General features: G+C 19.5%; 17 protein-coding genes and 1 tRNA gene. 6 read left to right on the plus strand and 12 right to left on the minus strand.

From position 1 onward, the window contains the following. Positions 1-53 precede the first annotated feature (53 nt). Positions 54-3,095, minus strand: a complete 3,042-nt coding sequence (locus MDPP_RS00160) for a hypothetical protein (protein WP_144658184.1) — start codon at positions 3,093-3,095, stop codon at positions 54-56. 109 nt (positions 3,096-3,204) lie between these two features. Here MDPP_RS00160 and ruvA point away from each other — a divergent pair, with 109 nt between their 5' ends. Beyond that, positions 3,205-3,765 (plus strand): Holliday junction branch migration protein RuvA, encoded by a 561-nt coding sequence (ruvA, locus tag MDPP_RS00165; RefSeq protein ID WP_144658185.1) that lies wholly within the window; start codon positions 3,205-3,207, stop codon positions 3,763-3,765. Positions 3,766-3,779: 14 nt separating this feature from the next. Then, the gene (gene ruvB, locus MDPP_RS00170) at positions 3,780-4,778 is read left to right on the plus strand and encodes a Holliday junction branch migration DNA helicase RuvB (RefSeq protein WP_144658186.1); all 999 of its coding nucleotides are present in this window, start codon (positions 3,780-3,782) and stop codon (positions 4,776-4,778) included. Positions 4,779-5,027: 249 nt separating this feature from the next. On the opposite strand, the gene MDPP_RS00175 is transcribed toward ruvB, so the two are convergent. The 7 genes from MDPP_RS00175 to MDPP_RS00200 form a co-directional block, all read right to left on the minus strand. Next, on the minus strand, positions 5,028-5,414 hold the full coding sequence (locus MDPP_RS00175) for a hypothetical protein (RefSeq protein ID WP_144658187.1): 387 nt from the start codon (positions 5,412-5,414) through the stop codon (positions 5,028-5,030). 1,392 nt (positions 5,415-6,806) lie between these two features. Then, positions 6,807-6,962 carry a hypothetical protein gene (locus MDPP_RS02140; protein ID WP_186390716.1) on the minus strand — a complete coding sequence of 52 codons (156 nt, stop codon included), beginning with the start codon at positions 6,960-6,962 and terminating at the stop codon, positions 6,807-6,809. Positions 6,963-7,259: 297 nt separating this feature from the next. Beyond that, on the minus strand, positions 7,260-9,053 hold the full coding sequence (locus tag MDPP_RS00180) for an ABC transporter ATP-binding protein (RefSeq protein WP_144658188.1): 1,794 nt from the start codon (positions 9,051-9,053) through the stop codon (positions 7,260-7,262). Position 9,054: 1 nt separating this feature from the next. Next, positions 9,055-10,800, minus strand: coding sequence for an ABC transporter ATP-binding protein (locus MDPP_RS00185; protein ID WP_144658189.1), 1,746 nt, complete (start codon positions 10,798-10,800; stop codon positions 9,055-9,057). A gap of 246 nt (positions 10,801-11,046) precedes the next feature. Continuing rightward, on the minus strand, positions 11,047-12,669 hold the full coding sequence (gene groL / locus MDPP_RS00190) for a chaperonin GroEL (RefSeq protein WP_144658190.1): 1,623 nt from the start codon (positions 12,667-12,669) through the stop codon (positions 11,047-11,049). A gap of 88 nt (positions 12,670-12,757) precedes the next feature. Next, positions 12,758-13,042: a co-chaperone GroES gene (locus MDPP_RS00195; RefSeq protein WP_144658191.1), complete on the minus strand. Its 285-nt coding sequence runs from the start codon at positions 13,040-13,042 to the stop codon at positions 12,758-12,760. 591 nt (positions 13,043-13,633) lie between these two features. After that, positions 13,634-14,842, minus strand: coding sequence for an aminotransferase class V-fold PLP-dependent enzyme (locus MDPP_RS00200; RefSeq protein WP_144658192.1), 1,209 nt, complete (start codon positions 14,840-14,842; stop codon positions 13,634-13,636). 685 nt (positions 14,843-15,527) lie between these two features. Here MDPP_RS00200 and MDPP_RS00205 point away from each other — a divergent pair. After that, a complete protein-coding gene (locus tag MDPP_RS00205; RefSeq protein ID WP_144658193.1) occupies positions 15,528-16,454 on the plus strand; it encodes a hypothetical protein in 927 nt (308 codons plus the stop codon). Between the two features lie 116 nt (positions 16,455-16,570). On the opposite strand, the gene MDPP_RS00210 is transcribed toward MDPP_RS00205, so the two are convergent. Continuing rightward, positions 16,571-16,662, minus strand: a tRNA-Ser gene (locus MDPP_RS00210). Positions 16,663-17,300: 638 nt separating this feature from the next. Between MDPP_RS00210 and yihA the strand changes: the two genes are divergently transcribed. From yihA to rpmB, 3 genes are all read left to right on the plus strand, one after another. Next, complete coding sequence (gene yihA, locus MDPP_RS00215; protein ID WP_144658194.1) at positions 17,301-17,888, plus strand: ribosome biogenesis GTP-binding protein YihA/YsxC; 588 nt, start codon at positions 17,301-17,303, stop codon at positions 17,886-17,888. Positions 17,889-18,076: 188 nt separating this feature from the next. After that, positions 18,077-20,671, plus strand: coding sequence for a valine--tRNA ligase (locus MDPP_RS00220; protein WP_144658195.1), 2,595 nt, complete (start codon positions 18,077-18,079; stop codon positions 20,669-20,671). Positions 20,672-22,166: 1,495 nt separating this feature from the next. Next, positions 22,167-22,355: a 50S ribosomal protein L28 gene (gene rpmB, locus MDPP_RS00225; protein ID WP_144658196.1), complete on the plus strand. Its 189-nt coding sequence runs from the start codon at positions 22,167-22,169 to the stop codon at positions 22,353-22,355. Between the two features lie 102 nt (positions 22,356-22,457). Here the strand turns inward: rpmB and MDPP_RS00230 are convergent, their stop codons facing one another. Genes MDPP_RS00230 through pyrH form a run of 3 tightly spaced genes read right to left on the minus strand, consistent with a single transcriptional unit; the run spans position 22,458 to position 24,718 of the window. Beyond that, positions 22,458-23,444 (minus strand): phosphatidate cytidylyltransferase, encoded by a 987-nt coding sequence (locus tag MDPP_RS00230; RefSeq protein WP_144658197.1) that lies wholly within the window; start codon positions 23,442-23,444, stop codon positions 22,458-22,460. After that, positions 23,444-23,998, minus strand: a complete 555-nt coding sequence (locus MDPP_RS00235; RefSeq protein ID WP_144658198.1) for a ribosome-recycling factor — start codon at positions 23,996-23,998, stop codon at positions 23,444-23,446. The genes MDPP_RS00230 and MDPP_RS00235 overlap by 1 nt, the downstream gene beginning before the upstream one ends. Positions 23,999-24,013: 15 nt before the next feature. Next, positions 24,014-24,718, minus strand: a complete 705-nt coding sequence (gene pyrH, locus MDPP_RS00240) for a UMP kinase (protein ID WP_144658199.1) — start codon at positions 24,716-24,718, stop codon at positions 24,014-24,016. Positions 24,719-24,871: the final 153 nt, after the last annotated feature.

Below are 24,871 nucleotides of genomic sequence, written 5' to 3' on the forward strand. Positions count from 1 at the left end.
CATTTTATTTTTGAATTATTCAATAATTGAATAACATATAAATTTTTATATATCTAAAAAATATTAATTTTTTTATATAAAGAAATTTCTTTTTCTATTTTTTGTTTTATTTTTTTTATATTACTATTATAATTTTTTTTAAATTTAAATACATCTTTAATGTTTTTAATTCGATATAAAAATTTTGAAATATAAGAATAAAATATTTTTTTTAATATCAAAAGAATTATTTTAAAATAAAGTTTTCTTTTTTTTTTAGAAATCATTTTTTTCAAAACATAATTATCTTTGATGATTTTGTTTTGTTTTCGGTTTAACAAAAATAATTCATTCTTTTCTGTTTGTTTTTTATTTTGTTTTAATATTGTTAATTTTGTCAATTTCCGTTTTTCTTTCATTAAAAAAAAATGGGTAATTTTATTTAATGAACTTGTTAAATCTTTTTTTTTAACATCTTTAATCGTAATTATTTTTTTTTTTTCATTTTGAGAAAAATATTCTATTTCATTTAATGCATCATTTAAATTCATTTGAATCAAATTCATTTCATCTTTCATTTTTCGTAATTGTTTTCGAATTAAATGTTGATAAAAAGCAATTTGATCTTTTAATTTTTTTTCTTCTTTTGATTGTTCTAATAAAATATGACGAATATTAATTTCGTGAATTTCTTTAATAATATCAATAAAAGAATCGAATAAATCTTGAAGTTCATGTTTATATTTTTCTATAAAAAGCAGATTTTTTTGTTGAAAACTTTTTATAACATACGGAAATTGTTTTAATAAAGAATCATATCGAGAACTAAATTGATGATTTAATAATTCTAAATATTTCCAAAAATAAAACCAATTAGAAATAATTTTTTTTTTTCTAAACCAAAAAAATATTTTAAAAATGCCTTTTAGATTTTGTTTTTGTAAAAAAAATAATATTTTTTGTTGTTTAGAACAATATTTTTTGAAAAAAAAATCTTGTTTTTTATATATTTTTTGGATTATTTTAATTTGTGAAAAATTTATTTTCATTTTTTTATTTTCTATCAAAGATTTTCTTTCTTTTAATAAAACAAAAAAATTTTGATAATTTTTAATTTTGGTTTCTAAAAAAGATAAATTTATATTTTTTTGAATATTTAATTTTGATTTAATTTTAAACATTAAATTACTTATAAATAAAATATTATTATCAAAAAAAGAAGAAATATTATCATGTAAATAATTTTCTTTCGAAATAAAATATTTTTCTAAATTAAAAATTTCTTTTTGCAAAAAAATAAAATAATCAAATTGTTTTTTCTGAATATTATTTAAAAATAATCTACATAATTTACTTATATTAGTGAATTCTTCGTAAAAAAAATTTTTTTTCTTTATTTTCAATTTAATTTCATAAATTGATTTATATTTTTGTTTTATTAATTGAAACAAATAATTTTGTTGTAAATTTTTATCTTTCATATATTTAATATATGAAATTAAATAATTAAAATATTTTTTTTCATTAATTATATTATCTTTGATAAATTGTTCTATCTGAATTTTTTTTTCATAATTTTTTTGTAAAAAATCTTGTTTTTGTTTATAAAATAAAATATTTTGAATATCTAATTGATTTTGTTGAGTTTTTTTTAAATTTATCAATTTTTTTTTGATTTTTTTAATTATCTCGTGATAATGAATAATTTTTTGAAAATATTGAAAATTTACTTGAATTTTTTGTAACCTTAATTGTTTTTTTATCAAATCTTCTCTTGCTTTTTTTTTATATTTTAGATTTATCAAATCTTTTTGAAACATTAAATTATTTATTTTTATTTTAAAAATAATTTGTTTCTCGTCAAAAATATAATTTATTTCGTCTATCTCGGATTCTTTTAATATTTCGTATTTATTCTTTTGATAATTATTATCAATTTGCAACAATTTTAATTTTTTTTCTAAATCCAAATTTATTTTTAATTGTTGATTATAAATTAATTTATTTTGTAAATATAAAATATTATTATTATGTTCATTTCTCAATTTAAATTGAGATGATAATAATTTATTTTCAAGAACAATTAAATTTAATCTATAATTATTAAAATTTTTTAAATATATATATTTTTTTTGCCATAAAAACAAATTACGCAAATAAATTAATTCATGTTTTTGTATTTCTTTCATGAAAGAAACCAAATATCGATAATTATTTTCGTTTACAATAATACCATCCTTAAGAATAAAAAAAATATAATTTATTCGTCTTAACAAAAATATTTTTTTTTGTTTATTAAATATTTTTTTTTTATTTAAATCATATTTATTTTGATTTTGAACTAAATTTTTATTATGTTGATCTAATTCTTTTTGAAATAAATCATTAATATTTTTTGTTTGTTCGAATAAATGATTTTCTTTTTGTTTCTTCTCTTCTTCGATTTTATTTAATTCATATTGATATTTTTTCTCTATATTTTCCTGTAATTGTTTTGTAAAAATTTTATTTTGATTAATATCTTGATTCCATAAAATATTTTTTTTATAAAATAAAGCATAAATATCATCTTGTATTTTTTCTATTTTAATAAATATTCTATTTTGTTCTTCCGAATGTTTCTCTTCTTGTTTTTTTTGTTCTTTGGTCGTTTCCTTTTCTGAAAATAAAATATTTGTTAAAATTTCGTCTTTTTCTTGATTATTTTGTTTTATCTTATTATCAAAATCTGAATTTATCCTATTAATTGTTGAATAATTTTTTTTTATTTTTTGTTTTAATTTTTTAATTAATTGTTCTTCGTTTTTTAAATTTAATAATATCGGAATAGTTTCGCAATTTTGCATTATTTCATTACTTAAATTCAAAATACTCTCTTTATTTTCAATATTCGACTGATTAAATTTAAAAATCAATGTTTTTTGTGATTTATCTTTTTTAAGAACATTACTAAAATCTTGATTTTGAAATAATTTTTTTTGTTGAAAATCATTAAATAAATCAATTTTATCGAAAATTTTTAAAATTCGAACAATATCTGATGATGAAAAAATTTTTAAAATATCTTCATTATTAAATTTTTCTTGAATTAAAATATTTTCTTTTTTTGAACTCATAAATTACAACCTTTACACAAAACAAAATTATATTAAAAATATTTTAAAAAAATAAATAGTAAAAATTAATAATATAATATATAAAATATTAAAAGAGGCGTATAAATTTATGTATTATTATATTAAAGGAACAATCAAAGAGATTAAAAATAATATTATTATTGTAGAAAATAATCAAATAGGTTATATTATTAATTTCACAAATCCTTATGATTTACAAATAAACCAAGAAATTAAATTATTTACTTACTTTTATGTTACTGAAAACATTCATGCTTTATATGGATTTGTAACAGTCGAAATGCTTAATTTTTTTCAAAAACTAATTTCTATACCAGGAATAGGAGTTAAAAGTGCGATTTTGATGACAAATATAGACTTTTTTGAAGAAACCCAAAAAGCTATAAAACAAAGCAACATTAATTATATCATTAAATTTCCTGGAATTGGAAAAAAAACAGCTCAACAAATTATTCTGCATCTTCATAAAAATTTATTAAATTTAAATAAAATACAAAAATTAAATAAAAAACAAGAACAAATTCAAGAAGCTTTAATAAATTTAGGATTTAAAAAAACACAAATAGGAAAAATAATTTATAAATTAAATTCAAGCCAAAAATTAGATTTAATGTTAAAAGAAGCTCTTATTTTAATAAGAGAAAAATAAAAGGAATTTAAAAAATGAATAAAAAAAAAAATAAAGAAACACAAAACACAAATTATAAAAACCAAAATTTTGATGAAAAATTAATTAGACCACAAACATTAAAATCCTATATAGGACAAAATAACATTAAAAATATAATTAACATTCATTTAAAAGCTGTAAAAAAAAGAAAAGAATCTTTAGATCATCTTTTATTTTATGGACCTCCCGGTTTAGGAAAAACAACATTAGCTAAAATTATTGCTAATGAATTAAAAGTTAATTTCCATATAGTGAGCGGAGCTAATATTGATAAAATAGGAAATTTAGCAGCTATTTTAAGTAATTTAAAAAAAGGAGATATTTTATTCATTGATGAAATACATAATTTACCTAAAAATGTAGAAGAAATTTTATATACCGCAATGGAAGATTATATTTTAGATGTTATAATTGGTAAAAATGAAGAATCACAAAATATTCGCATTAATCTACCCTTTTTTTCTTTAATAGGAGCAACAACCAAATTCGGACAAATTTCTTTCCCCTTAAGAGATCGTTTTGGATTAATTCTCAAATTAGATTATTATACAGAAGAAGAATTAAAATTAATTTTAAAAAAAACAGCTTCTGTTTATAAGAATATAATCGAAGACACCTCTTTGATAGAATTAGCTAAAAGAAGTCGCGGGACACCCCGTATTGTTAATCGTTTATTTAGAAGAGTAAGAGATTTCGCAGAAATTTATTCTAATAAAATTATTACAAAAGCAATAACTTTAGAAACTTTAAATAAACTAAAAATAGATGATAATGGCTTAAACGAAATAGATTATGATTATTTAAATAATTTAATAAAAAAATTTAATGGTGGTCCTGTAGGAATTAAAAACATCTCTGCTACTATCGGAGAAGAAATTTTAACTATAGAAGAAGTACATGAACCTTATTTAATCAAAGAAGGTTATATCAAAAGAACTTCTCGAGGACGCATTGCTACGAATAAAGCTTTTCAACTTTTTGAAAATAATTAAAATAATTATATACAAAATAAATTTTGTAATTATTTGTAATTGATTGAAACAAAATAATTGTTCATTGATAAAAAAATATAATAAAATATGGATAATTCTTAACATAAACATTTTTGCTAACTTTTTGTAACAATTTATCTATCTAATATTCACTCTTTGATGAAAATTGTGATCATAATAAACAATTTTGATAAGCATATTGCTTAATAATTTTTTTGTTTTATTCTTTTTTTTCAAATTTATTTTGAATTAAAAACTTTTGATTAAATAATCGATTTGTTGAATAAAATCAAGATAATTATTTAAAATAACTCCTCTATCAAATTCAATTTTAATTTCATCATAAACACTAAAATGAAAATCGTTTTCTTGAAAACAATTATAATAATATTCTTTTGTACGAATACCTTTATACTTTTTTTCAAGATTATTTTTTAAGATTAAAAAAAATGTTTTTGTTGTTATATGAAAAAAAGAAGTAATATTATCTTTTGATAAGATGAAATATTTTTTTAATGAAAGTTTATCAATTTCGCTAAAATTAATTTTATGATTATTAAAATTAGGAGTTTTTTTGAATAAAATAATGATAACTGTTTGTCTAAATATTAGCGGTTTCGAATAACATATTTTCAAAATAATTATTAGCATTTTTTTGAAAACTATTTAAAATAAATTTTTAAGTTTAAAAAAATACTTTTTTGTTTTTATGAAGATCAATAATAACAATATCTACCTTTTGATCATAATATTTTCCTAATTAATATTGCTCTTTTTTGGTTTGATATCTGTTTTTTTCAATATCATAGCTTTTACCAAAAAAAATTTTTAAATGTTTAGAGATTTTTTGATGGATTTTATTGACTTTGAGAAATATATTCGATTATTATTGTTATCTTGGGAAACAAATTTAAATGAATCACTAATAACCTTAATTACATCCTATAAATAAAATTATATTTTTATTATCTTTCATCATCCTAATAACCTTGATATTGTTTAGAAATTTGATAAAAAATATATAAATATAAATCATTAGTAGAAAAAAATAATATTGCCCATTTTTGTTTTTTCGTATCATTTTTCAATATTCAATAAATTCTTGATTAATTAATATTTTTTAATAAAATGAAAATAATATTTTTCAGAAGGAATTAAAGAACTGAATTTATAAAAACTTTATTATTTTGCATTTGAGAAATCTTGATTTCTTAATTGATAAATGAACCTAGAATAATCATTATCATAACAAAAAGAATCGAAATTAGTATGATATTCCATTTTCATAATCTAATAAAAGGATTGGTTTTAATTAACACAATCTCTTTAAATTTTTGTAATTGTGTTAAACTACCGAAATAAAAACAATTATTAATAAAAAAACTTGATATTGAAGTGTAGAAATGAATTTATTTTCTAAATAATTGTTTTTGATCAAATTCATAATATTTTATTTCTAATTTAAAATTCACTTTACTTAACAAAGTAATAGTAGGATAAATTTTAATTTTTTTCCAAAGGATTAAAATTAATTATTTTTTTAAAAATTTATTGTTTATTAAATAATTTCTCAAATCACTAACTGATCGAGAAGTAAAAAAAGAATAGATGTAATGTAAATAATTTATCCCTTATTATGAACAATGTTAAAACTTAATTAAAAAATTAAATATAAATCAATCATTTTTTTGTTAAATTATATTTTATATAATTTATATTTTTATTTAAATCATGAATACAAATATATGGAAGATTACCGACAACATAATCCATTTTGTGATTAAATTTTTTAACATTTAAAGCATTATCTTTAACAAGATCCCAATGAACTTTTTGAATTATATCGTTCGGAATTAAACTTTATTTAAATTATTAACACACTCTTTATGAGTAAAAAATCTATTTCTATTCCATGAATAAAAGTTTCTAAATCATCAACAATATTTGAAATTAATATTTTTGCCTAGCAATTTTATATATATCTTTGTACTATTTCTACTAAAAAAATACCTTTTACGCATGAATTATCTATATGTTTTTGAAAATATTTCTATCTTCATAACGAATAGCATTTAACATATTTTCTACAATAAAATTGGAAGTATAAACAAAAGAATTTTTTATATTAATATTTTTAGTAAAAAATTTTTTTACTAATTCTTCTGTTTTTATTTCGTTTAACATTGATTTACCTTTATTTTTCATATTTTATAGTTAATTATGAATCTCAATGTTTGGTTCGATTTTTTTTAATAAGTAAACATTTTCGCATTCCGCATTCATAAACATCATTATTTTAAATATGTGTTTTTTTCATTTTCCCATGAATTATATTCACAAATACCCTTTGCATAAAAAAAGATTCCAAAAATAAAATAACATAAATTTATAAATATTAAAATATGAAAATCTAAAAAAAATAATTTCTAAATCGATTAATTATTATTTTTTATTTTATTTAATTTTTTTAAATTTTAAAATTTATTTTGCAAATTGACTTTGATAAAGTTCATAATAAAAACCTTTTTTTTGCAATAATTCATAATGTTTTCCTTGTTCTAAAATACAACCATTTCTTAAAAATATAATAATATCAGCATTAACAATAGTTGATAAACGATGCGCAATAATGAAAGAAGTTTTTTGTTTAATTAATTTTTGAATAGATTCTTGAAAAATCATTTCCATTCTAGTATCAATAGTAGAAGTAGCTTCATCTAAAATTAAAATTTTAGGATTTCTTAAAATAACACGAACAATAGTAATTAATTGTTTTTCTCCTTGAGATAAATTATCAGTCTCTTCGCTCAAAACTGTTTTGTAACCATCTTTTTTTTCCATAATAAAATCATGAATTTTAGTTTTTTTAGCTATTTCAATTATTTTTTCATCTGTTATTTGATCATTACCATATCTAATATTGTCTAAAATAGTTCCAGGAAATAACCAAACATCTTGTGACACCATACCAACAATTTGTCTTAAATTAGATCTTTTTAAATTTCTAATATCTATTCCATCAATAGTTATATTACCTGAATTTACATCATAAAAACGAGTTAATAAATTAATTAAAGTTGTTTTTCCGGAACCTGTAGGCCCTACAATAGCTACCATTTGATTTTTAGCAACAAATAAATTCATATCTTTCAGAATTAAATGATCTTTGCGATAACCAAAACAAACATCCTTGAAAACAACATTCCCTTGAGTTTTTTCTAAAATTAAAGGTTCTGGATTTTCTTTCTCATCTGTTTCATACAAAAAAATAAAAATACGTTGCGAAGCAGCTTTAGCAGATTGTAAAACAACAAAAGATTGACTTAATTCATTAATAGGATTACCTAAACGCCAAATATATTGAATAAAAGCTTGAAAAGTACCTATTTTAATTGCAACAAAACCTAATTTATATAAAATTGTAACTTTATTAATTTCATCTTGAGATTGTAACAAAAAATATCCTAATACAAACATAACTGTTAATATAATATATGTAAAAGAATTTGTTATCGGCGATGCTAATCCAGAAGAAAAATTAGATTTAAAAATAGTTTGTGATAATTTTTGATTAATTTTTTTGAAATCTTTAATAACATTTTGTTGTTGATTATATAATATAATTTCTTTTTGCCCAGTTAATTTTTCTTGTAAAAAACCATTATATTCACCATTAATTTCAAATCTTTGAATAAAAATATTACGAGATTTTTTATTAATAATAAAAATAGTCATAAGAGATAAAGGAATCATTAAAGAAATAATAATTCCTAAACGCCAATTTAAGTAAAACATCAAAAAAACTAAAAAATTAATACTAAAAAAAGAAGAAATCAAAGAAGCAAAAGTCTGTTGTAAACCATTTGATAAAATTTCAACGTCAATTGTCATAGTACTTATAATATTACCAACAGTATTTTGATCAAAATACTTTATTGTTAATTTATTAATTTTTTTATATAAATCTTCACGAAGATTTTTAATACCTTTATGAATAGAAGGAATTAATAATCTATTATAAATAAACTTACCTAAAGTAGCAATAAAATATAATAAAAAATTAATAAACAAACTTAAATAAATCATTTTTATAAATTTTTCAGTTTTTTCAGTATCTATTTTATTATTATCCAAATGTTCTTTTATAAAATTAAAAATATATTTACCTTCATATAGAGGGATCGATAAAGAAACAATATTTAATAATAAGATTAAAATAATACTATTAATAATTTTTTTTTTAAAAGGTTTTAAGTAAAAAAATAATCTAATCATATTAGACAACCTCTTTTATTTTTTGAGACAAACAAATTTTTTGATAAATAAAACATCTTTGTATTAATTCTTTATGATTACCTATATCTACAATTTTTCCTCTATCTAAAACCACAATTTTATCAGAATTTAAAACAGAAGATAATCTTTGAGCTACTATTATAACAATCACATCTTTAATAGAGCTAAAAAAAGCTTTTCTAATTGCTAAATCTGTTTGATAATCTAAAGCAGAAAAAGAATCATCAAAAATATAAACATCGGGTTTTTTTAATAAAGCTCTAGTTATAGAAAGTCTTTGTTTTTGGCCACCAGACAAATTAGATCCTAACTCGCTAATAGGTTCATTTAAATGATGTTCTTTATTTTGAATAAATTCATATGACTGAGCAATTTTGGATTTTTCTAATATTTGATTCGGCGTTGCATCTTCTTTGCTAAATAATAAATTACTTAAAATAGTACCTTTAAATAAAATATTTTTTTGAGAAACAAAACTAATTTTATTTCTTAATTCTTTTAAATCATAATTTAAAATATTATTTTCATTTATTTCTATTATCCCATGAGTAGGATCCATTAATCGAGGAATTAAACTAATTAAAGTTGTTTTTCCAGCACCAGTCGACCCTATAAAAGCAATTATTTCTGAACTGCGAACCTTAAAATTAATATCTTCTAAAGTATAATGAGACAAATTAGAATATCTAAAAAAAACTTTTTTAAATTCTAAAGTTTTTATTTTATCTAAAGGTTTTTTGTCTAAAAATGCTAATTTTTGTAAATTAAAATTATTTTTAATAGCAGGTGCAATATTTAATAAATCTTGAATTTTTTTTATCGCAATAGAAGTTTTTGGCAACATCGTAAATAATAATAATAAATTCAAAATAGAAAATAAGATATTATATTGTAAATTAATGCAATTATACAAATCTCCTATGTTAATGTTTTTTACTGGTTTTAACATAGAAACTCCTAACCCAATAGTTAAAATAACAGATACATTAACCAATAAATAAAAAATAGGTTCAATAGAAAATACTGACAAAAATAATTTAATAATTAAGTTATTATAATTTAAATTAATCTTATTAAATTTTTTTTCTTCATTTTTTTCTTGATTAAAAATTCGGATTGTTTTAACACCTTTAATACTAGTTCTAATAATAGAATTCATGCTTTCTAATTTTTCTTGTTGTTTTAAAGATAATCTATAATTTTTTTTCATAATAAAAAACAAAATAACTAAAAAAAGAGGTACAATAAAAAAAACACTACATGATAAATAAGGAGAAATGAAAAACATCAATATCAAACTAACCACTAAAGTAATAGGAGCTACAATTGCTGTTCTATAAAAAGAAGAAACAAAACTCATAATTTGATAAACATTAAAAACACTACGGTGCATAATATTAGAAATACCTAATTTTTGTATATCTTCAAGAGAAAAAGTTTGAATCTTTTGGAATAAATCTATACTTAAATCTTTAAAAATTAAAGAAGATAATTTTGCTGAACAATAGCTCATAATCAAATTACCTAAAATACCTAAAACTAATAAAAAAATCAAATAAATAACTATTTTCGAAAACTGAATATTATTATTTGGTTCTTGATTAAGAATAAATTTCCCTATAAAAAAAGATATCAAAACTTCTCCGCAAATAATAAATATTACAGATATTAAGTTCAGAAAGAACAACATTTTATATTTTTTTAAATATCGCAAAATTAATTTCATATATCTTCTTAAACCTAAGAAACTTTCTCATAATTTATTTAACAAAAAAATAAATAAATAAAATACGTAAAAAACAATTCCTATAGTTAATTATAGGACATTTTATTGTTTTTTTATATTTTTATTTTATTTTTTGTTAAATAAAATAAAAAAGTTAGTTTTTATTTTAACCAAAATTATGAAATATCAAAATTTTGTTATTTAAAACTAACTTTTATTTTATATTTAAATTTAATTTTTTAATTATTATAAAGCATTAGGATTCGGCATCGAAGAAGAAATATTATCATTATTTTTATCTTTAAATGTCGCTACAGCTGCTTCTGTTGTAATAATTATAGCAGCAATAGAAGACGAATTTAAAATAGCTTGTTTTAATACTCTAGTAGGATCAATAATTCCTTGTTTCAATAAATCAACATATTTTCCTTCTTTAGCATCAAAACCAAAATTTTCTTTTTGTTTTAACTGTTCTTTAACCACAGAATCACCATCGAAACCTGCATTTTCTGCAATTTGATAAGAAGGGATTAACAAACTATCTAAAACAATATTAATTCCTTTTTGAACATCAGAATTTTCATCTTTTAGTTCATCTTTTAAATCATTAAAAATTTCAATAAAAGCTTTCCCGCCACCGACTAAAATACCTTCAGCAATTGCTGCTTGAGTAGCGTTTAAAGCATCTTCAATTCTTAATTTTTGTTCTTTTAATTCTGCTTCTGTAGCTGCTCCAACTTTTATAATTGCAATTCCACCAGATAATTTAGCTAAACGTGTTTTTAAATTTTTTAATTCATAATCACTAGTTGCTTTTTGAATATGTATTTCTATTTCTTTAATTCTATTTTTTAAAATTTCTGTTTTTTCAGTGCCTATTAAAACTGTTTTATCTTTTTTAACAATTGCTTTATTAATTTTGCCTAAATGCTCTGCTCTAACATTTTGTAATTTCATATTTAAATCTTTTGAAATAAAAGTAGCTTGTGTTAAAGCTGCTATATCTTGAAGAAAATCTTTTTGATTATCGCCGAATCCTGGTGCATCAGTTGCTACAATATTAAAAATACCACTCATTTTATTAAAAATTAAAGTACTAACAACATCATTTTCCAATGAATCAGCAATAATTAATAAAGGTGTTGAATTTTTTACTATATCTTCTAATAAAGGCCTAATTTCTTGAATATTGCTAATTTTATGATCAGTAACTAAAATAGATGCTTGTTCTAATTCTACTGACATATTTTCTTTATTAGTAACAAAATAAGGAGATAAATAGCCTTTATCATATTGCATACCTTGAATTACTTCTAATTCAGTTTTAAAACCTTGCGATTTATCAACACTAATAACGCCTTTTTTTGTTACTTTTTCTATAGCATCAGCTATAATTTTGCCTATTTCTTTTTGGCCTGATGAGATAGAAGCGACATTTTCAATATCTTCTTGTGTTTCTATTGGTTTAGATTTTTCCAAAAGTCTTTTAGCCACTTCTTTAGAGGCTTTTAAAATACCCTCTTTAATTGAAACTGCTTTATAACCTGAATTGATAAATTTAAAACCTTTTTGAATCATATTTTGAGCTAAAATAGTAGCTGTTGTTGTGCCATCTCCTGCATCATCGTTGGTTTTTATAGCTGCTTCACATACCAACTTAGCACCCATATTTTGATAAGCATCTTTTAATTCTATTTCTTTTGCAATAGAAACCCCATCATTAATAATAGAAGGAGATTCATATGGTTTTTCTAAAACTACATTACTACCCTTAGGACCTAAAGTAATTTTAACTGTTTCTGCTAAAGCATTTACGCCTTTTAAAATTTCTTTTCTAGCTTCTTTTCCAAAAATAACCTTTTTAGCCATTTTAATTAACTCCTTTATATTTTTAAATCATATATTTTTCTTTTTTATTTCAAAAAATAATATTTTAAATAACTGAAAATCATTTATTTTAATTAGAATGATTTAATATAGCTAGAATATCTTCAAATTTAACAATCAAATATTCTTGACCTTCAATTTTACTTTTAGTTCCTGAGTAATTTTTATAAATTACATTATCATTCAATTTTATACCTGATTTTTTAATTTTATCATCTTCAGAATCAAAACAAACTACAACACCAACAGAATCTTGTTTTTGACTATCTAAATTTAAAATAATACCTTCTTTAGTTGTGTTTTCTTCTTCTTTATATTTAAGAACAATATTTCCATTTAATGGTTTAATTTTCATTGATGCAATTCCTTTCTTTCGTTAATCTTTTTTTGAAACATTTAAATTATAATTTAAATTATTTATTTTTTTATTAATCTTTATTAATTATTTAATAAATTTTTTAAGAAAGTTTTTAAAAAACAAATAAAATTAATATAAAAATATCAAAAAATTTCTTTAATTTTAACAATTCATTACATGATTACGATTTAAAATCTAATTTTTATTCATATTTTTTAAAATAAAAATAATTTTTATGATTTATGTACTTTGTTTATATTATTTTATTTTCAAGAAATCTTAAAACAAAATTTAAAAATAAAGATAACAAATTTCGAATTTAACAAAAAAATAGAAACAAAAAATAAATCCAAATAAATCCTAAATTTTAGTAATATTCAAAAAATTTAAAATATATCATATAAATACACAAACACACGACTATATTATACAATGAATTTCATAAAAAATAATAACCAAAAACAAAATTATTTTTATTCAAAAAAATAATTTTCTTGTGCATAAAATGATATATTGAAAAATTAAAATAAGTGGTTTTTTAAAAAAGATAAAAATTTATTACGTAAAATCAAAAAATAATAATAAAAATTAAATAAAAATATCTAACATTTGTTTTAAAGATAAAATAAAAATACGAATATCTTCTATATTATTATGAATATCTATAGAAACACGAATAGCACTTGATTGTTTAATTTTTTGCATTATTAAATCAGAACAATGTTTCCCTGTTCTTAAATAAATATGATTATTTATCAAAAAACTTTCAATATCGTGAGGATGAATAGATAAAAAATTAAAAAGAATCGGACCTTTATTTGTATCAGGATTATAAATTTGAATCTGTGGGAAATGAAACTTTAATTCTTGAATTAAAGTTTGAGTAATATAATAATTATGTTTTTGAATTTGTTCAAAACCTATTTGTTGGATAAATTCAATACTTTTGACAAAAGAAATAATCCCACTAATATTAGGAGTACCAGCTTCGAATTTATAAGGCAATTCTTTAAACAAAAGATCATTTTTGAAAAAATTTTTATCCGAAACAAGACTATTAGATCCGCCCACAAAAAAAGGATTTAATTTTTTTAAAAGATGTTTTTTACCATAAATAACTCCTACGCCAAAAGGTCCATACATTTTATGTGCTGAAAAAGCCATAAAATCTATATCCAATTCTTTAACATCAATTTTTTGTTTGCCTATCGACTGAGCTGCATCTAAAATAACAAAAGCTTTTTTTTCATGAGCCAATAAAGCAATAGGACGAATAGGGGTTTCGTAACCAAAAACATTAGAAACATGAGTTAAAGCAACAATTTTTGTTTTTTCTGATAAAACTTTTTTAAAATTATCAAATGTAATTTTATTTTGTTCATCTAAAGGAATAAAAACTAATTTTGCTTGTTTTTTTTTAGCTATTTTAAGCCAAGGCAACCAAGAAGAATTATGTTCTAATTCCGAAGTAATAATCTCATCTCCAGGATTAAGAAACTCTTCTAACATTTGAGCGACTATATTTAAAGATTCCGTAGTCCCTTTTGTAAAAATAATTTCTTCAAAAGAAGCATTAAGAAAATAAGCTGTTTTTTTTCTAGTATAAACAATATTTTGAATATTTTCGCTTGATAAAAAATTATAATTAGTTAAAGAAATACCATTATTTTGATAAAATTGAATAATTGAATTCAAAACTCCTTCTATCTTTAAAGAAGTAGCTGCAGAATCAAAATAAATTAATTTAGGATTTTTTTTGAAAATCGGAAAAAAAGAACGAAAATCATTATTATTCATATCATCTTATCAACTTCCTACTTTTTTATTTTTTTACAAAAAATAAAGATATAGCAATATATATATATATATATATATATTGTATGTATAATAATAAAAAATATAAATTAAATACATCCCACGAACTAAATAGAACTTTTAACGGTTATCGATTATTATAATATTTATAATTTTTATAATTTATAATATTTTTAAAAATTAATGAAAAAAAATTAAAATTCACAAAATCTTATTTTGATTAAATCAAAATTAAACTAATTGAAATTTATAATAGATTATTATATAATTAAAATAATTGCGATTATATGATTATATATTGAATGAATAGATTATTATGCAACCAAAATAATTGTAGTTTATATTTTATATTTATTAATATTAAAATTTTTTAAAATAATTTATTTCAAAATTTAATTTTTTACTATCTTAAAATATAATTTTTTCTTTGTTTAATTCTTGATAATATAGATTATTATCTTATTCTATTTTAACTTTTTGCAATGCAAAAAAAATTTCTTTATAAGAATAATTTATTTTATTTATTATTTATGAAATTAAATTAATTTATTATATTATATTATTTTATTTTGATTTAAGTTAAAAATCTATTTAATAAAATAAATAAAAATAATAAATTTCAAAAAATTTTATTAAAATAAAAGGAAAAGGTGTTAATTTTTAATAAATGTTAAAAAATAAAATAAAAAAAATATTATTATTATTATTTTTATTTCTTTTTTTAGTTTTATTTTCTCTAAAAAACCAAAACATAAATACAATTTTAGCAATTAAAGAAGTAGTTTCTCCAAAGGATACAGAAGAAGATATTGAAGATGTTTTAGCTCGAATAAAAGAAAATCCGACAATAAAAGACGATGTTGAAAAATTAATAACACAAATAAAAGATACAAAGCATAAAATTAGTATTTTCTTTAACGTAGAAAAATTAAATTCGATAAAAAATCATATTTCAAACACAAATGGAATTAAAGAAAAAATTAATGAAATATTTTTAAAAATAGATAATAGCAGTCTATGGAAAAACCAAGAAGAACCTTTTGCAACAATACCGATTAAAATAAAAGATTTAAAATCCAAAACAAATAATAATTTTGAAAACATTAATGATAACGACATAGATAAATTACAATGTGAAACAACAAAATTTAAAGATTTAAATTCTATACTTTCAAATTTTTATGACATATTTAAAGATAATTTTAATTCGCTTTTAAACGATGATCTAATTTTCATAAAGAATACAAATGATTCAATTGCTGATTCAACACAAAAAATAGATTCAAAAATTTTTTCAGATTTACAATTACTTTTCGATTCTACGCAACAAAGCATACTTGGAGCAAATGATTTAGACAAAGAAAATAGTGGACAAATACAATCTAGTATTAAAGATATTACACAAAAATACATCGATATAAAATCAAAAATTGATACAATACCTGATACAAAATCAGATGATTCCGCTACTACTAGTAATAATGTTACAACTGGAATAATATTTATAATAATATTATTATTAATATTAATATTTTTTAAAAAAAATAAAAAATATTTTCCAAATAATACAAAAAATAAAAAAAGACATTATTAAATGTCTTTTTTTATTAAAAAAAATAATTATTATAATTTTTAAATGAAATATTATAAATTTATTATTTAATAAAACATATTTTGTACTATTTCTTTTATTATAATCAATAATTGTTTTGGCGGAGTAGAAGGGATTCGAACCCTTGCACCAATTTATGGACTACGTCCTTAGCAGGGACGCCTCTTATAACCTACTTGAGTACTACTCCAATATTTTTTATATCAAATGAAAAAAATAATTTTTTTAGATTTTCAAAAAATTCATAGTTAAATATGAAATTGAAATTTATAAATACAATCACTATTTTAAATTTTATCATAAAAAATATACAAAAATATATTTTTATAATTATAAATTTATAATATTTCATTTAAAAATAAAAATAAATTTCACGTATTTATGATAATGAAATATTTTATGATAATAACTAATTTTAAAAAATATAATATAAAAAAAATCAAAAAACGATGATACATTACCATCAAAAAAAAATAAAATATATTAATTGATATAAATAAACTATTGACTTATATTAAAAAATAAGTTGAAATAACCTACTTGATTGTATAAATATATTTAATATCTTACTCTTCTTTAAAATAAATTCAGTTATGAAATTCAGTTATGATAAAATATATTTATATATATTAAAAAGTTTATTATATTTAAGTTTTAAAAATAGAAATCAAAATTAATTTTTTTGTCAAAAAGACAGGAATATTAATCTCTTATAATATAAGATCTTAAAAAAATAAAAAAAGATTTATTATGATTCCAAAATTCATTATAATTCTTATTCGATTTAAAATATATTAATAATATTTTTCAAAAAGGCATTTTAAAATTATGTTTAAAAAATCTCAATTTATAAAAAGTATTATTAATATCGAAGATCGTCCTTTACCTTTATTACCAGAAATTTTATTAATTGGAAGAAGTAATGTCGGAAAAAGTTCATTTATCAATAGTTTAACAAATAATAAAAAATTAGCTTTCATTTCTAAAAAACCAGGAAAAACTAGTACATTAAACTATTTTTTGGTAGAAAATGATTTTTATTTAATCGATTCTCCTGGATATGGTTATTCCAAAAAAAAAAAATTCCAAAAAAATATTTTTCCTATTATTAGTGTTTTTTTACAAAAGAATAATTATATAAAATATATTTTTCAATTAATAGATTTTAAAATAGGACTAACTGATTTAGATTTACTTATAAATCAACAATTGAGACAATATAACCAAACACCCATTGTAATTTTAAATAAAAAAGATAAAGTTATAAAAAATAAAATTATTAATCACAAAAAAAGAATTCAAACAAAACTTCAACATGATTTAACTACTCATTCAATTCCTATCGTGTACTTATTTTCCTGTAAAACTAAAGAAGGATTAAAAGAAATAATTGATTTCATGCGTTTAAAAACATAAATAAAAACAAGCAAATTTTTGTTCTTTTTTTGTATATTTTAATTTTATATTCATGATTATTAAAAAAATCACAATATAAAATTAAATTTTTATTTCAATATTCCTTATATTATTTAAAAATAAATATTTTTTGAATAAATGAAAAAATTAATAAATATCATAAAATAAGAGGATAAACACAATATTATATGAAAAGTCAATACGATTTTAAATCAGTAGAAAATAATAAATATAAAAATAAATTTACAGAAAACATTAAAAATAAAGAAAAATCTAAAAATACTTTTACTATCATTTTACCTCCTCCTAATATTACAGGAAAATTACATTTAGGACATGCTTGGAATAATACTTTACAAGATATTATCATAAGAAGAAAAAAAATGTTAGGTTTTGATGTATTATTTATTCCTGGAATAGATCATGCAGGCATCGCAACTCAAAATAAAATAAAAGAAAAATTAAAAAAAGAAAATTTTAAAGAACAGGACATTACTAAAAAAATTTTTTTAAAATATGCTTCTATTTGGAAAGACAAATATACAAACAAAATTCATAATCAATGGAATGCTTTGGGATTATTTTTAAATTATGAAAGAGAAAAATTTACTTTAGATTCTGATATAAGTGAATTAGTCGAAAAAGTCTTTATCAAACTTTATCATGATGGTTTAATTTATCGTGATTACAAAATTATTAATTGGGATCCTATATTAAAAACAACTATTTCTAATATCGAAGTAAATTATAAAAAAATTCAAGATAAACTCTTTTACTTGAAATATTTTATAATTTCTGTAGAAAACAATATAGATAATGTTTTTTTAGAAGTAGCGACTACTCGTCCTGAAACTATTTTTGCTGATCAAGCTCTAATGGTACATCCTCAAGACTTTCGTTATCAACATTTAATAGGGAAGAAAGTATTAGTTCCTGATACTAAAAATATAATCCCTATTATTAGTGATACAAGCGTTGATATGAACTTCGGATCTGGAGTAGTTAAAGTAACTCCATCTCATGATGAAAATGATTTTAAAGTCGGTCAAAAATATGGATTAAAAAATATTCTTTGTATAGACTCTGATGGAAAAATGAAAAAAATAGCTGGAAAATATGAAAATTTAGATGCTGATAATTGTCGTCAAAAATTAATTTCTGATTTAATTTCTAAAAATTTGATTTCCAAAATAGAAAATTATCAACATGATGTAGGTTTTTCTAGTATTTCGAATGCAAAAATAGAACCTAGATTATCTTTACAATGGTTTTTAAAAACTAAAGATTTAACACTTTTGGTTTTAAAAAAACATCAAATTAATTTCTATCCTGCTCGTTTTTTAAAAATTTTCAACAATTGGTTAAAAAATTTAAAAGACTGGTGTATTTCAAGACAATTATGGTGGGGACATCCTATTCCTGTTTGGTACAAAGATAATGAAATTAAAGTACAAAAAGAAAACCCAGGTAAAGAATTCATCAAAGACTCAGATGTTTTAGATACTTGGTTTTCTTCTTCTTTATGGCCATTAAGCACTTTGAATTGGAATGGTGATGATAAAAATCTTTTCCAAAAACATTTTCCAGTAGATGTTTTGGTAACGGGATATGATATTTTAACTTTTTGGGTTTCTAAAATGATTTTACAAAGTATAAATTTAACTAAAAAAATACCTTTTAAAAATATTTTATTACATGGTTTAATAAGAGATGAAAATGGAAAAAAAATGTCGAAATCCAAAGGAAACGTTATTGATCCGATGGAAATTATTAATCAATACGGAACAGATACTTTAAGATGGTATTTATCGACAAGCGTATCTAATGGTTCTGATTTGTCTTTTCAAAAAGATAAATTATTAGCTAGTCGTAATTTTATTAATAAAGTATGGAATATTAGTCGTTTTATTAAATTAAATATTTCTTCAAATATTTTGACAGAAAAAAACAATACTTTATTTCAAGAAAAAATTTTATTATTACCAGAAAAAGTTTTATTATCTCAATTATCGCAACTAATCACAAAAGTTAATCTTTTGCATGAAAAATACGAATTTAATATTATTGGTCATTTATTATATCATTTTATCTGGGAAGATTTTTCCAATTGGGGATTAGAATTTTTAAAACATTTTTTTAAAAACAAAGATAATAATTTAAATACTCAAAAATTTGTTTTTTATATCTGGGAACAAATATTAAAATTATTACATCCTTTTATTCCTTTTGTAACTAATAACATTTATTATGAACTAACAAAAAAATCAATTATAAATACTAATTGGCCACAAATCAATTATAATAATAAAAAAGATCTAGTATATTTTGAATCTATAAAGAATTTAATTATACGTATGCGTAATTTTAGGAAAAATTATCAAGTTGATAAAAATGATGTTTTTAAATTATACATAAAAACTTCTCAAAAAAAAATAGAAAATTGTATTCCTTTATTACCTATTTTAAAAAAATTTTTCAAAATTTCTAATATTGAGATAAAATTTAAAACACCTAATAAAAAATACTGTGTTTTATTTTCTGAAAAAAACATCTCTCTTTTTATAGATAAAGATATTTTATCAAAATTAAAAAATATCAATCTAGAAAATGATATTTTAAAACAAAAAAAAAATATTTTATCAGAAATCCAAAGAAGTGAAAAAATTTTAAATAATTCATATTTTTTAGAAAAAGCTTCTTCTGCAAAAATAAAAGAAGAAAAAGAAAAATATAAAAAATATCTGCAACAATATAAAGAATTATTAAAAAATGATTCAATTTGATATTTTATTCTATTATCTTATTTTTTAATATTCTTAAATCTGAATATACATATATATATGTATATGTATCCAACAAAACCAAAAATAAATTTTTAGGATTTAATTTTTTTATTATAAATATTCAATTTATATTTTTCTAGATTATTATTATTTATTTTTATATTTTAGAAATTTTTTTTCTTTGAATTTTATATTCGACAAAATATTTATCTTTATCTTTTTTAAATATTAAAAAAATTTTAAAACGAATAAAAAACAAATCTCGAAATTTATAAAAACCTGGGTTAAGTTTAAAATAACTTTTAGCAAATAAAATTTCAGTATTTATTATAAAATCAATATTTTTTACTATAATTTTTTTTTTTGAATATCATATTTAATATTATCATTTGTCATTAATATTAAATTTTGTATTATTTGTTTTTCTAAATCTATTTCGCAAGAGCCTATAAAATATGGAAAATTTAAAATTATTTTATAAAATTTTTTTTTTTTAAAATTTTTTCTATTTGAAATTCTAATTCTAATTCTTTTTCTAATTTATTTGAAAATATTGGTGGCAATGTTTTTTTTTCAATAAAAAATATTTTTTTTATATAAAAAACAAACATTATAAATAAAATTGTAAAAAAAAATATTTTTTTTATTATCATAAATTCCTATTTCCTATAATTTAATATTTATTATTAATAAATTGAATTGAAAAAATAAATATTATAAAACAATAAAATAATATCAAAAATAAATATTTTTAATCTAATATTCATAAATAAATTGTTTATTCAAAAAATAAAAAATTTTCTATATTTATTAGGAGATATTATATACTTTCCGTCTTTCAAAAAAAATGATAGAAAATAATATTATTTTATTTTAAATTTCTTTCATAAATATAATAATTTTGTTCAGTAAACAAATTATTTTTTAGTAAAAATTATATTATATTGATTTTTTTATTTATATATTCGCTCTTATAACAATTGTAATATAAAAAATCTCGGTTCAAAATCTAGAAAAAAAATATATAGATTATTCAAATCCTTCACTGTTATATTACTTGATATTGACAATTTTTCATAACAAATAAAAAAAAGTAAACTTAAAACCCCCTTTTAGAAATAAAATAAGATTTGTAAATAATAAAAAAAAATAAAAAAATGCCTATTTTTTATCTAACAAAATTAAAAAAAATCTTTTATTTTTATTCGGGTTAAGCGCGAAAAAAGCAAGAAATACTATTTTAATAGGTTGATAACTATTAAAACGAAACCGTTAAAAAGATAATTTTGTCCTAAAAATAAACTTTTTAGAAGTAAAATTATTTATTAATTACTTTCAGTTGAAAATAAAAATAAAATACTTAATGAAAAAATTTTAGAAATTATTATTTTTTTAGTATATAATTAATACAATAATATTGTGAAATTAATTTATTATTAATATTAATTAATTTAATGCGTTGATTTCATAAAAGTAAGAAAGTTGATATTATATTATGAGTAAATGTTATTTGAGTGGGAAAACTACTTTTTTCGGTAATAAACGTAGTCATGCAATGAATGCAAATAGAAGAATTTGGAAATCTAATTTACAAAAAGTTCGTATTTTAGATGACAAAGGTAAAATAAAAAAAGTTTATATTTCCGCACGTCTTTTAAAAAGAACAGAATTAAAAAGAGTTTAATAATTTTATATTTATATAAAATAAAAAGTTTATATTTAAACAAAAAAAACATCTTTATTATATAAAAGATGTTTTTTTTGTTTAAAGAATCATTTATATTTGTTATTCTATATTAATAATATCCATAAATGATTCTATTCCTAGAATAGGAATTCCAAATAAAATTAAAATAATAAAAAAAGATAAAAATAAAAGTGAATCAAAACGATCTAATAAACCACCATGTTCTAAAAATATATTACCAAAATCTTTAATTTTTAAATTCCTTTTAATTTTAGAAGCGATCAAATCTCCAAATTGGGCAATAATACTACAAAAAATAGTAAAAATAATAAAATAAGTGTAACTTTTTATTTCTTCTTTGAGAGGGAAAAAAAATAATACTAATATAAGTGTAAAAATAATACCAGAAAAAAAACCTTCCCAAGTTTTATTAGGACTTAAAGAAGAACATAAAAAATTTTTACCAAATAAACGTCCTCCAACAAAAGCAAAACTATCACTTATAATCGTAATCAAAAAAATATAAAAAAACCATTTTTGATTAAAAATAATCAAACTATAAAAACAAGAACTAAAAAACGCAATATATAAAGAAATAAAACAAAAACAATTTAAATAAAAAATATCAAATTCTTTTTTAAACAAAAACAAAAAAAAAACAAACAATATGCCTAAAAGAAAAAAGAAAAGAAAATAGTCAAAATAATCCTTGAAAATTACACTAAAAATATAATCTTTTTTATAATCCTTGACAATTACACTAAAAATAAAATCTTTTTTTGTTTCTAAAAATTTTATAATAAAAGAACAAAAACAACAAAAATTGCAAAAACAAAGAAAAATAATAATCTTATATAAGGATTTATTCTTATTTTTTGGTTTTGTTGTCGTTGAATCTAAAAATTCCTTCGAAGCTTTTAAATTAAATAATAAAGAACAAATAAATAAAGAAAAAGGGACAAAAAAAGGAAAATTGTTTGTCTTATCTAAATAAGACATAAGAAAGAAAAAAAATAAAGCAATAAAAAATATTATAAATCCTATATAAATTTTTTTAAAAATGAAATGAGATTTTTTTTTTTGCATTAAATTTTCAATAATTCTTTATTTTTTTGTTGAGTTTCTTTTTCGATCAAATCAATCCACTTATCTGTTAAGTCTTGAATAAGTTTTAAAAAATGATTTTCTAAATATTGATTGAATTTCATTTTTTTAATTTTATCATTACCTTGGCGACGAATATTTCTAACAACAACTTTAGTTTGCATCGAAATTTCTTCAATTTCTTTAATTAATTGTTTTCTTCTTTCTTCTGTAGGTTGAGGAAAGATTAATTTAATGATTTTACCATCAGTCTGTGGAGTAATACCTAAATTATGAGCTTTAATAGCATTCACAACTTTATCATTACAACTAAGATCAAATAATTTAATATGTAATTGATAACCCTCTATAACATTAATAGTTCCCATATTTTTTAAAAAAGTTCCTACACCGTAATAATCAACAATTATTTTATCTAATAATTTAGGATTAGCTACTCCTGTTCTAATATTAATAAATTTTGATAACATTATATTTTTCGAATTAGACATTTTAATTTCTAATTCGATCAAAATTTCTTTTGCTAATTCTTCCATTTTAATAAATTCTCCTTAATAAGTAATAAAAGTACCTATTTTTTCATTTAAAATAATTTTTTTAATATTACCTTCTTCATTCATATCAAAAACAAAAATATTAATTTTATTTTCCCAACAAAAAGAAACAGCAGTTATATCCATAACATCTAATTTTCTAGCAATAACTTCTTTAAATTCCATCTTTTTAAATAAAATAGCATCTTTGAATTTTTTCGGATCTTTATCATAGACTCCTTTAATACCGTTTTTGGCCATTAAAATATTATTAATATTCAGTTCCGCAGATCTTAAAGCAGCAGCGGTATCTGTAGAAAAATAAGGAGAACCCAAACCTGCACCTAAAATGACAACACGACCTTTGTTTAAATGTCGCAAGGCTCTTCCTTTAATATAAGGTTCTGCTACAGAAATCACATTAAAAGCAGTCATAACTCGAGTTTGCACTTGTATGTTTTCTAAAGCATCTTGTAAAGCTAAAGCATTTATAATAGTACCTAGCATTCCCATATAATCAGATTGGCTACGCGCCATTCCTAATTCTTGACCTATGATACCACGCCAAATATTACCAGCTCCTACAATAATAACTATTTCTAACCCTAAATCTTTAATTTCTTTAATTTCTTTAGCAATTTGTTTAACTTTTTGAGGTTGAATGTTAAAATCATCTCCTTTTAAAGCTTCTCCACTTAATTTTAAAAGAATTCTTTTTGACATTAAAACCTTTTATCCTTTGATAAAGATTATCAAACCAAAATGTAAAAACAATATTTTTTATTAAATTAATTTTCCAAATTTTAAAATTATAGAACATATAAACAATAAATCTCTTTTTAAAAAAATAAAATAATATAAAAAAAATTATTTTTT

Origin of the sequence: Candidatus Phytoplasma pini, from assembly GCF_007821455.1 — a bacterium.
Taxonomy (GTDB): Bacteria; Bacillota_I; Bacilli_A; order Acholeplasmatales; family Acholeplasmataceae; genus Phytoplasma; species Phytoplasma pini.

Excerpts from the sequence above, each read along its gene's own strand:
- MDPP_RS00205 (WP_144658193.1), top strand. The coding sequence starts at position 15,528 with ATGTTAAAAAATAAAATAAAAAAAATATTATTATTATTATTTTTATTT.
- MDPP_RS00200 (WP_144658192.1), bottom strand. The coding sequence starts at position 14,842 with ATGAATAATAATGATTTTCGTTCTTTTTTTCCGATTTTCAAAAAAAAT.
- MDPP_RS02140 (WP_186390716.1), bottom strand. The coding sequence starts at position 6,962 with ATGTTAAACGAAATAAAAACAGAAGAATTAGTAAAAAAATTTTTTACT.
- MDPP_RS00160 (WP_144658184.1), bottom strand. The coding sequence starts at position 3,095 with ATGAGTTCAAAAAAAGAAAATATTTTAATTCAAGAAAAATTTAATAAT.
- ruvB (WP_144658186.1), top strand. The coding sequence starts at position 3,780 with ATGAATAAAAAAAAAAATAAAGAAACACAAAACACAAATTATAAAAAC.
- yihA (WP_144658194.1), top strand. The coding sequence starts at position 17,301 with ATGTTTAAAAAATCTCAATTTATAAAAAGTATTATTAATATCGAAGAT.
- groL (WP_144658190.1), bottom strand. The coding sequence starts at position 12,669 with ATGGCTAAAAAGGTTATTTTTGGAAAAGAAGCTAGAAAAGAAATTTTA.
- MDPP_RS00195 (WP_144658191.1), bottom strand. The coding sequence starts at position 13,042 with ATGAAAATTAAACCATTAAATGGAAATATTGTTCTTAAATATAAAGAA.
- ruvA (WP_144658185.1), top strand. The coding sequence starts at position 3,205 with ATGTATTATTATATTAAAGGAACAATCAAAGAGATTAAAAATAATATT.
- pyrH (WP_144658199.1), bottom strand. The coding sequence starts at position 24,718 with ATGTCAAAAAGAATTCTTTTAAAATTAAGTGGAGAAGCTTTAAAAGGA.
- MDPP_RS00180 (WP_144658188.1), bottom strand. The coding sequence starts at position 9,053 with ATGATTAGATTATTTTTTTACTTAAAACCTTTTAAAAAAAAAATTATT.
- rpmB (WP_144658196.1), top strand. The coding sequence starts at position 22,167 with ATGAGTAAATGTTATTTGAGTGGGAAAACTACTTTTTTCGGTAATAAA.
- MDPP_RS00220 (WP_144658195.1), top strand. The coding sequence starts at position 18,077 with ATGAAAAGTCAATACGATTTTAAATCAGTAGAAAATAATAAATATAAA.
- MDPP_RS00235 (WP_144658198.1), bottom strand. The coding sequence starts at position 23,998 with ATGGAAGAATTAGCAAAAGAAATTTTGATCGAATTAGAAATTAAAATG.
- MDPP_RS00185 (WP_144658189.1), bottom strand. The coding sequence starts at position 10,800 with ATGAAATTAATTTTGCGATATTTAAAAAAATATAAAATGTTGTTCTTT.
- MDPP_RS00230 (WP_144658197.1), bottom strand. The coding sequence starts at position 23,444 with ATGCAAAAAAAAAAATCTCATTTCATTTTTAAAAAAATTTATATAGGA.